Origin of the sequence: Kitasatospora sp. McL0602 (assembly GCF_052076145.1) — a bacterium.
Lineage (GTDB): Bacteria > Actinomycetota > Actinomycetes > Streptomycetales > Streptomycetaceae > Kitasatospora.
Genome location: NZ_CP197246.1, coordinates 5,405,178 through 5,417,146, shown reverse-complemented (window position 1 = coordinate 5,417,146; position 11,969 = coordinate 5,405,178). Strand labels below are relative to the sequence as shown.

The following is an 11,969-nucleotide window of genomic DNA, read 5'->3' as shown; positions in this document are numbered from 1 at the left end:
CTGCTGGTCGGCTGCTACTGGTCGACTGCCGCTGCTCGGCCGGCGGTCGGGACGACCCGGTAGGGCCGGTGCGGGCTGGGCAGCACCTCCGGGTCCTCCCAGAGCAGGACGAGTCCGTCGGCCCAGTGCCCGGCCGGGTCCTCGCTCTCCTCCGCCTGGTGGCGCAACTCCTTGATCCGGCACGGTAGATCGGCCGGTGGCACTTCGGCCAGCTCCTCCGCAAGTCTGGCAAGGAACCGGGCACTTCGGCAGGTGCCTTCTCGGGCATGGTCGGCTGCGGCATGGTCGGCCCTGGCATGCTCGGCGCCGCAGGGCTGCCCGGCCCACAACACCGCCGGGGCACCGGCCTTGAGCGCGGCGGCGAGCAACTGCTCGAAGGGCGCGCCCTTCGGCGGACCGCCGAGGGCGGGCAGCGCGGTGCGCTCCGGCGGGCGCAGCTGCTGGTAGAAGCGTCGGCTGTCGGGGGGATCGTCACACGGTACGGGGTGCAGTTCGGTGCCAGAACTGCCGCGCAGCACACTCCACTTCATCTCCAGCTGGCGGCGGTCGGCCGCTGCCGCCCGGCGCTGCTGGTCGACCACGACGACGGCGTGATCGGCGCCGAGCGGGCCGAAGTCCGTCCGGCGGCGGGCCCAGCTGTGGACGGGCTGGGTGAGCCACTTGCGCGGCAGCACGAAGATGATCAACTCCGTCCCGTCGGGCTCCAGCAGACCGATCTCCCGGTCGATCCGGTCACGGACGAAGCCCGCCAGCCGGGGCTTGGGCACCGTGCTGCTGTGCGGCTCGCCCAGCACGCCGTCACGGATCGCGGCGATCGTGACGTGGAACATCCCCGGCCCCGCACCGCTCGGCCCGATCTCGACCAAGATCGGCCGCCACCGGCCGACGGCCGGGACGGAGGCGGCGGCGGGCGGGCGCCCGGGGTGGTCCGCGAGCCAGTCCCGCAGGCCCCGGCCGAGCGCGTCAGCGCCGCCCGGGTCGCCAGGGGCGCTCGGAGCATGCAGGGGGCTCGCGGCGACCCGTTCGACGAAGGCCACCACCGGGTGCCGGCCGTCCGACTGCTGCGGCACCTCCGCGAGCAGGTACCAGCAGGCCTCCCAGAGCGTGGCCGGCCGCTGCGGCGGGTCGGGGCAGCCGAGGGTGCCGACGGCCGCCCGGTAGAGCTCCAGCGGGTCGGCCGCCGACGTGGCCCCCACCAGCAGGAGGCGCAACTCCCGTACCGCCGAACGCGGCAGGGCCGCCCCCGGCAGAAGATCGGCCAGCTCCGGCACGTACCGGGCGAGCGCCTCGGCGGGCAGCATGTGGCCCAGCCGGACCGCCGGGCGGCTGCGGTCTCCCGCGCCGCGCCAGAGGGTGTCCTGCGCCGCCGTGACCAGACCGACCACCTCCCCCGTCCCCGCGATCACCACCGGGCCGCCGCTGAACCCCGGGGCGAGCGGCATCCCGGTGCCCTCGTGCTCCAACTGGACGAGCTCACCGCCGATCCGGAACCCACCCCTGGTCAGCCGGATCTCGCTGCTCAACCCGCCGTCGTGCCCGGCCGGGAAGCCGTACGCGGCCAGCTGCGGCGTATGCAGGCCGGTCCAACCGTGCAGCGGCGCGAACCGCGCGGGCTCGGCGCTCTGCGCGGGTACGGGTTCGTCCAGGACCAGCACCGCGACGTCCCCCGTGCCCCCCGGCCCGTCGGGCCACGGGCCGCGCCGCAGCACTGCTGCGCCGAGCCCCCGCCCTGCGGCCTGGTTGACCAGCCGGACGACGGCCCGCTCGACACCCGCCACGACGTGGGCGCAGGTGAGCACCCAGCGGTCGGTGACGAGGATGCCCGCACCCGTCGTCGGGGCCGGTCCCTCGGTGGTGACCCGGGCCAGCCAGCGCACGTCCCGCATCGGGGGCCGCCGTCAGGGGCCGGGGCTGTCTCGGCCGGGCGCCCAGCTGAGTCTGACCGTCAGGTGCGCGTCGGCGGCCGTACGGGCGATCAACGCGCCTGCCTCGGCGGAGAGTTTAACGCCGAACTCGATCTCCACCTCGTCCGGCGCGAGGCTCCCGCCCCGGAAGACGGCGAGTGCCGACTCCGCAGCGGCCCGCACCCCTTCGAGCGCCTGCTCGAAGGACTCCGCCGCCCGGCCGACCCCGGCCCCCGCGCTCCGGCCGACCGGCTGCATGCCGTCCAGCCCGTCGGCCGCCCAGTCCGCCCCGCCGGCCCCCTCGACCCGGACGACGGCCCCACCGGCGGTCAGGAACTCCGCGTACTCCTCCGGCACAACTCCCCCAACCACTCGGCGAAAGCTGTGCCGATGGTCGCACGCCTCCCCGCACCGGGGGAACCACCGGTCACCCGCCAGGTACGCAGACGAACTTCCCGCACCTGACGGACCGTCTCTCAGTGGCGGCCCCGGCGGCGGGAGACCAGGACGGCCACGCCACCCGAAACCAGCAGGCCCGACGCCAGCAGCCCCACCGGGAGGGCGAGGTCACCGCCGGTCTCGGGCAGCTCGGGGCCGCCCGAGCCGGAGCGGCTCGGGGCGGGGGTGGGGCTCCCGGTCGGCCCCGGCTCAGTGGTGGACTCGCTCGGGCCGGGCGTCGGGGTCGGGGTCGGCGTGGGTGTGGGCGTCGGGGTGGGGCTCTCGCACTCGGGGAAGTCGCCGGTGAAGGGGTACGCGTGGATCTCGTAGCCGCCGGTGCCCTCCTGGATCAGGTTGCCCGCGAGGTAGACCCTGCCGTTCACCCCGGGCTGGGAGAGGGTCATCGTGCCCGCCGGGTTGCCGCCCATCACCATGCCCTGGAACTGGGCGGAGCCTCTGATCGCGGCGTTCGTCGCGGTCGGGAAGTTCCACACCAACCCAGGCCGCAGGTCGGTCAGTTGGTCACCGGGCAGGCCGGTACCGGTGTAGGTGTTGATCAGCGCGGTGGGCGAGAGCATGTTCACGATGACCGTCGCCCCCGCCGGGATGTTGGCGAAGGTGAGACCGATCTGACCGCCCGAACTGCCGGCCAGGTCGCCGGTGACGTTGAAGATCTGCCGCGCGCTGGTGCCGTCGCCGGTGAAGGTCGCGTCGCTGGCGGTGAGCGTGACCGTGCCGGTCACGGCGGTCTTGGCCGCGCACGCGGAGAGCTTCTCGATCACCGTCACCAGTGGCTTGAACTGGTCAGCCGCGGCGGCGTCCTTGATCGCCTGCCCGGTGGGGGTGGGCGTCACCGTCCCCGTGAGCGTGCCGCCGTAGCGGAGATTGCCCCAGACCGTGGTCCTGGAGTCGGAGCCGCCGAGGAGGACGCTGTTTCCGGGCTGCACCGTCACGTCACCGCCGACGGTCACATGGTCCGTGCCGCTCGGCGGCGGCACCCGCGAGCCGACCCCGACGACGCCCATGTTGAACGATCCGCCGCCGTTCTTGTCGACTGTCAGACTGCCGAGGGTCACCACCTTGCCCTCGACCTCGGCCGCCCGCCCCCGGGCGAGGTAGTCGCCGCCGGTGAAGACGTTGATCGAGGCGTCCCGCCCGGCGAAGTCACCGTTGTTGGGGGCGGGGTAGACGGCAGGGCAGTCCGGCCCGGAGCAGGCCCCCAGCGGTGGCGGCAGCGGCGCCGCACTGCCGGGCAGCCCGAGGGCGACCGGCGCGAGCGCCAGGGTCGCGACCACCCCCAGCCGCAGAAGCGTGGTTGAGCTCAGCCGAGCAACACGGCGGGGTACGGCGCGAGCCACGGGTAACCTTCCGGTCCGGACCAGATCCGCCCGGAGAGGGGCAGCCGACCCCAGCCATTACAGGCGACACCCACCCGCCCGCCCTGCAGCCGTGCCCGCGCCACGCGGCAATTCGCCCGAGCGGCGGAGCCGATCACCACCCCCGCCCCGGCCGCTGCGGCGCGCCGGGCCGGTGTTAGCGTGCTGAGCGGCTCCGCCGGTGGAGCCGCTCCCGGCCCGGACCACCCGGCCACCGCCGTCCCCGAAGGGTGCCCTCCACCATGGCCAAGCTCCTCCTGAGCCTGCACGTCCTGGCTGCCATCCTGTTCATCGGCCCCGTCGCCGTCGCCGTGAGCATGTTCCCGGCACGGGCCAAGGTCGCCCTCGCCGCAGGCCCGGACCAGGCCTCGGCCGCCGCCTCCGTCCGGCTGCTGCACCGGATCACCCAGGTCTACGCCATGCTGGGCATCGCCGTGCCGGTGATCGGCATCGGCACCGCGCAGGTGATGGGCATCATGAACCAGACCTGGCTGATCGTCGCGACCGTGCTCACCGCCCTCGCCGCCGCCGTCCTCCTGCTCCTGGTCAACCCGGCCCAGCAGGCCGTGATCGACGCCCTCGGCGACGAGCCCCCGGCCGACGGCCTGGCCCGCGCGACGGGCGGCCTGCGGCGGCTGCCGATGACGGCCGGCGTCTTCAACCTCCTCTGGGCCGTGGTGACGGTCATGATGGTCGTCCGCCCCGGCTCCACCACCGGCGCCTGACGCTCACCGCCTGCGCCTGACGCTCGCTACCGGTCGCGGGCGCTCCCCGGTACGGCGAACAGCCTCGCCGCGTTGTCGTGGCACACCGCCCGCAGCCACTCCTCCCCCAGCCCCAGCCCCGCCAGGGCCCGCAGTGCGTGGACGTACGGGTAGGGGATGTTGGGGAAGTCGGTGCCGAGCAGGATCCGGTCCTGGACGTCCAGCAGGCGCAGGAGTTGGTCGGGCGGGAAGGGCGCCATCTGCTCGGTGAAGGCGGTGAACGCCATCGTGGTGTCCAGGTGCAGGTACGGGTACCGGGCCGCCAGGTCGAGGAAGTCGGCGTACTCGGGCAGCCCCATGTGGGCGACGATCAGCCGGAGCCGTGGGTGCCGGGCGAGGACGGCGCCGATCGGGCCGGGGCCGGTGTGCTTGCCCGGCACCGGGCCGGAGCCGCAGTGCGTGACGACCGGGGTGCCGCTCTCCGCCAGCAGGCCCCAGACGGCGTCCAGCTGCGGGTCGGCGGGGTCGTAACCGCCCACCTGGAGGTGGGCCTTGAAGACCCGGGCACCCTTACTCAGTGCCTCCCCGACGTACCCTTCGGCACCCTCCTCGGGGAAGAAGGTCGCGGTGTGCAGGCAGTCCGGCGTCCGGGCGGCGAACTCCGCCGCCCAGGCGTTGAGCCAGGCCGCCATCCCCGGCTTGTGCGGGTAGAGCATCGCGGTGAACGCGAGCACCCCGAACTCACGCAGTCGGTCGAGGCGTTGCTGCTCCTCCTCGCGGTAGGTGATCGGCCAGGGCCGCCCGGTCAGCGGCCCGGCCGCGTCGAAGTACGCCCACACCTTGTCGAGCACCCGCTCGGGCATGAAGTGGGTGTGCACGTCGATCAGCCCGGGGAGGCCCAACTCCTGCCAGAACGCCCGGACTTCGACTGCCTCGTCGGCGATCTCAGGCATGCCGGGCCCGCGCCAGGATCGCCTCGGTGTCCACCCCGGTCGGCAGCGTGCCGTACGCACCGCCGTGGTCGCCGCCGAGCCGGGAGGCGCAGAACGCCTCGGCCACCGCCGGGTCGCCGTGCCGCACCAGCAACGAGCCCTGGAAGGTGAGCGCCATCGCCTCGGCGAGCCGCCGGGCCCGGTACTCCAGGTCGGTGAGGTCGCCGAGCTCCTTGCGGAGCGAGGCGACGGCCGCATCCAGGCGGCGGTCCGCACCGGCCGCCTCGTCCAGCTCGCCGAGGAAGGCCTCCAGGCTCGCGGGCCGCCGGGCCATCGCCCGCAGCGCGTCCAGCGCCGCGACGTTGCCGGAGCCCTCCCAGATCGAGACCAGCGGGGCCTCCCGGTAGAGCCGGGGCATCCCCGACTCCTCGACGTAGCCGTTGCCGCCCAGGCACTCCAGCGCCTCGGCGGCGTGCGCGGGGCCGCGCTTGCAGACCCAGTACTTGGCCACCGCGAGGCCCAACCGCCGCACCAGGGCCTCCTGTTCGTCCCCGGCCAGGGCGCGGTCGGTGGCGGCGGCGAGCCGCATCGCGACGGCGGTCGCGGCCTCGGACTCGACCACCAGGTCGGCCAGCACGTTGCGCATCAGCGGCTGGGCGTCCAGCGCCGCGCCGAACGCCCGCCGGTGGGTGGCGTGGTGGAGCGCCAGCACGGCGCCCGTCCGCATGCCGGAGGCGGCGCCCAGGGTGCAGTCGAGCCGGGTCATGTTGACCATCTCGATGATCGTCGGGACGCCGCGCCCCTCCTCGCCGACCAGCCAGCCCACCGCGCCGTCGTACTCGATCTCGGCGGAGGCGTTGGAGCGGTTGCCGAGCTTGTCCTTGAGCCGCTGGATCAGGATGCGGTTCCGGCTGCCGTCCGGCAGCACCCGGGGCAGCACGAAGCAGCTCAGCCCGCCGGGCGCCTGGGCGAGGGTGAGGAAGATGTCCGACATCGGCGCCGAGGTGAACCACTTGTGCCCGGCCAGCCGGTACGTGCCGTCGCTCTGCGGGATGGCGGTGGTGGTGTTGGTGCGGACGTCGGAGCCGCCCTGCTTCTCCGTCATCGACATGCCGGCGATCAGCCCGCGCTTGCCGCCCGGCTCGCGCAGGCCGAAGTCGTACACCGAGGAGGCGAGCAACGGCTCGAAGCGGTCGGCGAGTTCGGGCGTGGCCCGGAGTGCGGGGACGGCGGCGTAGGTCATCGAGATCGGGCAGCTGTGGCCCGCCTCGACCTGGCCCCAGAGGTAGAACTTGGCAGCTCGGGCAGTGTGCGCGCCCGGCCGGTCGTCCCGCCAGGGCGCCGCGTGCAGGCCGTGCGAGACGGCGGTGTCCATCAACTCGTGCCAGGCCGGGTGGAATTCGACCTCGTCGATCCGGTTGCCGTAGCGGTCGTGGGTGCGCAGCACCGGCGGGTGCTCGTTCGCGAGGCGGCCCCGCTCGGCGGCCTCGGCGGTGCCGGCCGTGCGGCCGAGCTCGTGCAGCTCGGGCTCGGCCCAGTCGGCGCCGGCCCGGCGGAGCGCGGAGAGCAGGGTCGGGTCCTCGGCCAGGTCATGGCCCTGGCCGTGGAAGTCGGGCACCTGGTTGGTGACTTCATGCGTGGGCGGCATCGGGCTCTCCAACGGTCGGGGCTCCCAGGGCGCGCAGCGCGAAGGAGACCATGGCGGGGATGAGGTCGTCCGGCGGCGAGCCGGTGGCGAGGGGGCCGACCAGCGCCTCGGCGACCGCGCCGACGAGGGCCGCGGCGGTGAGTTCGGCGCGCTGGTCGGGCAGCTGGCCGGTGCTGATGGCGTCGGCGATCTGCTCGGCGATCAGATCGCGGAAGGCCCGGCGGAAGACCAGCCGCTCGGTGTCCACGACGGCGTCGGCGGGCTCGGCGAGCAGCGCGTAGGCGAGCCGGGGGGCCTTGAGGGCCCGCGCGGCGAAGGTCTCGACGACGGCGCTGACCTTGCCCCGGGGTGTGCTCTCCCGGGCGGCCGCCTCGGTCACGGCGGCGACCTCACGCCCTACCACCAGGCGGAACAGCTCGACGGAGAGCTCGGCCTTGTTGGCGAAGTGCTGGTACATGCTGCCGGTCGCCATCCCGGCCCGGTGGGCGACGGCCGCCATCGAGCACCCGCCGTAGCCGCGCTCGCCGAGCAGCGCGACGGCGGCCCGCAGCACGGCCTCGCGCTGCGCGTCGAGCCGGGCCTGCACGGCCGGGGTGCGTCGGTATGCCATATCAAGAATTGAAGCACTGATTCAGTACTTCGAACAGGGGCACGGGCCGGTCACCTCACCGGCCCGCGCCACCCGCTCGCACTGCTCCGTACCTACGGCCCTACGGGCGCGGCAGCGTGCAGCCCGCCAGCGTGAGGTCGAGCTTGTTGCCGGCGCCGAAGCAGGCCGGGATGCCGTACGTCTCCTCGGCGTAGTTGATGCCCTGGTGGACGGTCACGTTGCCGCTCTGGTCCACCTCGCAGGGGTTGTTGACGGTGCAGGTCTCACCGTTCTCGTTGCCGGTGTTGTTCACCGCGACGAGCAGGCCGGTGGCCGTGTCGATGACCGGCGAGCCCGAGGTGCCGCCGATGGTGTTGCAGCTGGAGGTGTAGCGGACGGCGTCCTTGAACGTCCAGTCGCCCTCCTTGAGCCGGTAGACGAAGCCGTCCACGTTGCAGGAGTACGTCCGCTTCCAGTAGCCCGACACCACCTTGATCGCGGCGCCCGCCGTCGGGTGCGCCGTCGAGATGGTCAACGGGCTGATGCCGTAACGGGACTTGATCGTCGAGTAGGTGCTGCTCAGCTGGTAGATCGTCACGTCCGTGTCGGTCATCGTGCTGTACGCGACCTTGGTCGCGCGCAGCGTGGCCAGCCGGCCGCCGCTCGCGCTGAGCAGGGTGAAGCTGCGGTTGGACGACTGGCCGACGACGACCTGGCCGGGCGACGGCATGCCGGTCTCCAGGCAGTGGCCGTTGGTGAGGACGAGCGCCGGGTCGGTGTCGACGGAGTTCGGCATCCGCACCACCGATCCGGAGCAGTCGCTGAGCGCCACCGTACCGGCGTAGTTGACGGTGACGGCCTGCGCGGCATTGGCGGGGGCGGCTCCGGCCAGGGCGGTGGCCCCGGCGAGCAGCAGGGCCGTGAGCGCGCCGATGAGCGGCTTCTTCATGAGAGTGCCTCTCGGAGTGGGGGTTCCCGTGGGGGTTCCCCCAAAGCTGGCGTGAGCATGCCGCCCTGTCAATACCGGTGCGTCAACTGCCAGTTGAGTACGTCAGACCCACCCTGGTCACCCGTCGCGCCAGTGGGTGCGCCCGACCCCGATCAGCCGCAGCTGCGTCTGCGCCGTCCGGGCGATCCGCCGCTGCTCGGCCTCGGTCGGCGCGTCCAGCAGGGCGGCGGCCGTCGAGACCATGTGGTCGACGTACAGCCCGGCGAGCATCCGGATCTCCTCCGCGCTCCACCCCTCGGAGACCGGCTGCGCGGCGAGCACCTCCCCCACCTCCCCGGCGAACCGCCGGAGTTCACCGCCGATCGCCTCGCGCACGGCCTGCACGCCGCCGTGCCGCTCGCGCGCGAGGAAGCGGACGTGCGCCCGGTGCTCGCGGACGTGCCCGGCGATCACCGCGACCGTGCGGTCGATCCGCGCCTCGGCCTCCCCCTGCTGGGCCAGCGCCGACCGGATCATGACGTGCAGGCTGGCGAGCGACTCCTCGACCAGGACGACACCGAGCTCCGCCAGGTCCCGGAAGTGCCGGTAGAACCCGGCCGGCGACATGCCGGCCTCCCGCGTCACCTCCCGCACGCCGAGGCCGCTGAGGTTCTGCTGCTCGAGCAGGCGCAGGCCCGCGTCCAGCAGGGCTCGGCGGCTCTGCTGCTTCTGGGCCTGTCTGACTCCGGGGGCACCGGCGGTGTGACTCACATCATTCAGTAAACAACTGTTTGCCGAGTTGCGCCAGCGTAGAGTGGTCCCCGGAAGTCAGCGAACACTTGTCAGCTGAAATCACCCTGCTCCAACTCCCGCAAAGGACCCGGCCGTGCTGCTCTTCGTCATCGTCGCCATGGGCCTCCTCATGGGCGCCGCGATCCACGTCTCCCTCCCGGTCTTCCTCGCGGCCACCGCCGCGATCACCCTCTGGCTGCTCGCCTTCGGCACCCGCGAGGGCCTCGCCCGCGCCAAGCGGCGCTGACCACCCTCACGGAGAGTCCCTGCCATGGACATCATGACCAAGCGACAGACCATCGAGGACGCCGACCAGATGGCCGTCGCCTCCTTCATCCTCGGCCTGCTCGGCCTCCTCGTCTTCAACCTGGTGCTCGGCCCGTGCGCCCTGGTCCTCGGCACCCTGGCGCTGACCCGCCGCACCGCCCGCCGGGGCCGCGCCCTGCTCGGCCTCGCGCTCGGCACCGCCGACCTGGCCCTGCTCGCGGTCTCCGTCCTGAGCAGCCACCACACCATCTGGCAGCTCGGCGCATAACGGCCGCACCGCACCGACGGCTCGGGCCCGGCTGCTCCCCCAAGAGGGAGCAGCCGGGCCCGAGCCGTCGTCAGGATCCTGCGGTCAGATCAGCAGCGATCAGACCAGCGGGCGGATCGCCGTGGGAGCGTCACCGGGGGCGGTGGCGATCTCCTCCCACTCGTTGACCTTGTCGATGTCGGCGGCCGCCATCGAGATGTTGGTGACGCGCTCCAGGATCGCCTCGACGACGACCGGGACGCGGAACTCGGCGGCCAGCTTCTTGGCCTCCTCCAGCGCGGGCAGCAGGGCGTCCGGCTCGGTGACGCGGATGGCCTTGCAGCCCAGGCCCTCGGCGACCTTGACGTGGTCGACGCCGTAGACGCCCAGCTCCGGGGAGTTGAGGTTCTCGAACTCCAGGTTGACCTGGAAGTCGATCTCGAAGTTGCGCTGCGCCTGGCGGATCAGGCCCAGGTAGGCGTTGTTGACCAGCACGTGGACGTACGGGATCTTGTGCTGGGCGCCGACGGCCAGCTCCTCGATCATGAACTGGAAGTCGTAGTCACCCGAGAGCGCGACGACCGGGGTCTCCGGGTCGGCGGTGGCGGCACCGAGCGCGGCCGGGATGGTCCAGCCGAGCGGGCCGGCCTGGCCGCAGTTGATCCAGTGGCGCGGCTTGTAGACGTGCAGCATCTGCGCACCGGCGATCTGCGACAGACCGATGGTGGTGACGTAGCGGGTCTCCGGGCCGAAGGCCTTGTTCATCTCCTCGTAGACGCGCTGCGGCTTCATCGGCACGTTGTCGAAGTGCGTCTTGCGCTGCAGCGTCGCCTTGCGCTCCTGGGCGGAGGCGGCCCACTCGCTGCGGTCCTTGAGCTGACCGGCGGCCTTGAGCTCGCGGGCGACCTCGACGAAGAGCTCCAGCGCGGCCTTGGCGTCCGAGGCGATGCCGAAGTCCGCGGCGAAGATCCGGCCGATCTGGGTCGGCTCGATGTCGACGTGGACGAACGTGCGGCCCGCCGTGTAGACGTCCAGGCCACCGGTGTGGCGGTTGGCCCAGCGGTTGCCGATGCCGAGGACGAAGTCCGACTCCAGGAAGGTCGCGTTGCCGTAGCGGTGCGAGGTCTGGAGGCCGACCATGCCGGCGTTCAGCTCGTGGTCGTCCGCGATGATGCCCCAGCCCATCAGGGTCGGGATGACCGGCACGCCGGTCAGCTCGGCGAACTCGACCAGCAGCTCGGGCGCGTCGGCGTTGATGATGCCGCCACCGGCGACGATCAGCGGACGCTCCGAGGCCTGCAGCATCGCGATGGCCTTCTCGACCTGCGCGCGGCTCGCGGTGGGCTTGTAGACCGGCAGCGGCTGGTACGTCTCCGGGTCGAACTCGATCTCGGTCAGCTGGACGTCGATCGGCAGGTCGATCAGGACCGGGCCCGGACGGCCGGAGCGCATCAGGTGGAAGGCCTGCTGGAACACGCCGGGGACCTGGGCGGCCTCCAGGACGGTGGTCGCCGCCTTGGTGACCGGCTTGGCGATCGAGGCGATGTCGATCGCCTGGAAGTCCTCCTTGTGGAGGCGGGCGACCGGCGCCTGGCCCGTGATGCAGAGGATCGGGATCGAGTCGGCGATCGCCGAGTACAGGCCGGTGATCATGTCGGTGCCGGCCGGGCCGGACGTACCGATGCAGACACCGATGTTGCCGGCCTTGGCCCGGGTGTAGCCCTCGGCCATGTGGGACGCGCCCTCGACGTGGCGGGCCAGCGTGTGCCGGATCTCGCCGGACGCCTTGAGCGCGGCGTAGAACGGGTTGATCGCAGCGCCCGGCACGCCGAACGCGACCTCAACGCCTTCGAGCTTGAGGATCTCAACTGCGGCGCGGGCGGCTGTCATACGAGGCATCGGGTTACTCCTGCGGTCAGCCCGTGGTGATCGGGGGTCTCTCCCCGCTCGCGGCCTCACTCCTCGGGTCTCGAACTTGCGAGAACCCTTGGCAGTCACTTCCACGATGCGGAATGCTAGTTTTGGTATGCGGAAGCAACGTAAGCCGAGCCTCGCGCAGCCGTCAAGGGGCGTCTCGCCGGGCGGGCCGCACCGGCGGCCCTTCCGGGGCTCGTCCAGGCTCTGGGAACGCAAAAATGGCGGGG

The 11,969-nt window shown here is 72.6% G+C and carries 12 protein-coding genes; 3 read left to right on the top strand and 9 right to left on the bottom strand.

What is annotated here, in order from left to right; all coding sequences use genetic code 11:
- Positions 1–14 precede the first annotated feature (14 nt).
- The 3 genes from ACR68M_RS24685 to ACR68M_RS24675 form a co-directional block, all read right to left on the bottom strand.
- Positions 15–1,886, bottom strand: a complete 1,872-nt coding sequence (locus ACR68M_RS24685) for a VMAP-C domain-containing protein (RefSeq protein WP_441246293.1) — start codon at positions 1,884–1,886, stop codon at positions 15–17.
- 12 nt (positions 1,887–1,898) lie between these two features.
- Entirely contained in the window at positions 1,899–2,276 is a 378-nt protein-coding gene (locus ACR68M_RS24680) for a CU044_2847 family protein (RefSeq protein ID WP_441246292.1), read from the bottom strand.
- A gap of 104 nt (positions 2,277–2,380) precedes the next feature.
- The gene (locus ACR68M_RS24675) at positions 2,381–3,637 is read right to left on the bottom strand and encodes a choice-of-anchor A family protein (RefSeq protein WP_441246291.1); all 1,257 of its coding nucleotides are present in this window, start codon (positions 3,635–3,637) and stop codon (positions 2,381–2,383) included.
- Between the two features lie 323 nt (positions 3,638–3,960).
- On the opposite strand from ACR68M_RS24675, the gene ACR68M_RS24670 reads away from it, so the two are divergent.
- Complete coding sequence (locus ACR68M_RS24670) at positions 3,961–4,443, top strand: hypothetical protein (RefSeq protein WP_441246290.1); 483 nt, start codon at positions 3,961–3,963, stop codon at positions 4,441–4,443.
- Between the two features lie 26 nt (positions 4,444–4,469).
- Here the strand turns inward: ACR68M_RS24670 and ACR68M_RS24665 are convergent, their stop codons facing one another.
- The 5 genes from ACR68M_RS24665 to ACR68M_RS24645 form a co-directional block, all read right to left on the bottom strand.
- Positions 4,470–5,375: an amidohydrolase family protein gene (locus ACR68M_RS24665; RefSeq protein ID WP_441246289.1), complete on the bottom strand. Its 906-nt coding sequence runs from the start codon at positions 5,373–5,375 to the stop codon at positions 4,470–4,472.
- Positions 5,368–7,002 (bottom strand): acyl-CoA dehydrogenase family protein, encoded by a 1,635-nt coding sequence (locus ACR68M_RS24660; protein WP_441246288.1) that lies wholly within the window; start codon positions 7,000–7,002, stop codon positions 5,368–5,370. Before ACR68M_RS24660 ends, ACR68M_RS24665 begins: the two co-directional genes overlap by 8 nt.
- Positions 6,986–7,612, bottom strand: coding sequence for a TetR/AcrR family transcriptional regulator (locus ACR68M_RS24655; protein ID WP_441246287.1), 627 nt, complete (start codon positions 7,610–7,612; stop codon positions 6,986–6,988). Before ACR68M_RS24655 ends, ACR68M_RS24660 begins: the two co-directional genes overlap by 17 nt.
- 100 nt (positions 7,613–7,712) lie before the next feature.
- Positions 7,713–8,540: a S1 family peptidase gene (locus ACR68M_RS24650; protein WP_441246286.1), complete on the bottom strand. Its 828-nt coding sequence runs from the start codon at positions 8,538–8,540 to the stop codon at positions 7,713–7,715.
- A gap of 117 nt (positions 8,541–8,657) precedes the next feature.
- The gene (locus tag ACR68M_RS24645; protein ID WP_441246285.1) at positions 8,658–9,290 is read right to left on the bottom strand and encodes a TetR family transcriptional regulator; all 633 of its coding nucleotides are present in this window, start codon (positions 9,288–9,290) and stop codon (positions 8,658–8,660) included.
- A 115-nt stretch (positions 9,291–9,405) separates the two neighbouring features.
- Here ACR68M_RS24645 and ACR68M_RS24640 point away from each other — a divergent pair, with 115 nt between their 5' ends.
- Complete coding sequence (locus ACR68M_RS24640) at positions 9,406–9,558, top strand: hypothetical protein (RefSeq protein ID WP_441246284.1); 153 nt, start codon at positions 9,406–9,408, stop codon at positions 9,556–9,558.
- A 33-nt stretch (positions 9,559–9,591) separates the two neighbouring features.
- On the top strand, positions 9,592–9,846 hold the full coding sequence (locus tag ACR68M_RS24635) for a DUF4190 domain-containing protein (RefSeq protein WP_441246283.1): 255 nt from the start codon (positions 9,592–9,594) through the stop codon (positions 9,844–9,846).
- A gap of 99 nt (positions 9,847–9,945) precedes the next feature.
- On the opposite strand, the gene gcl is transcribed toward ACR68M_RS24635, so the two are convergent.
- Positions 9,946–11,724 (bottom strand): glyoxylate carboligase, encoded by a 1,779-nt coding sequence (gcl, locus tag ACR68M_RS24630; protein WP_441246282.1) that lies wholly within the window; start codon positions 11,722–11,724, stop codon positions 9,946–9,948.
- Between the last annotated feature and the right edge of the window lie 245 nt (positions 11,725–11,969).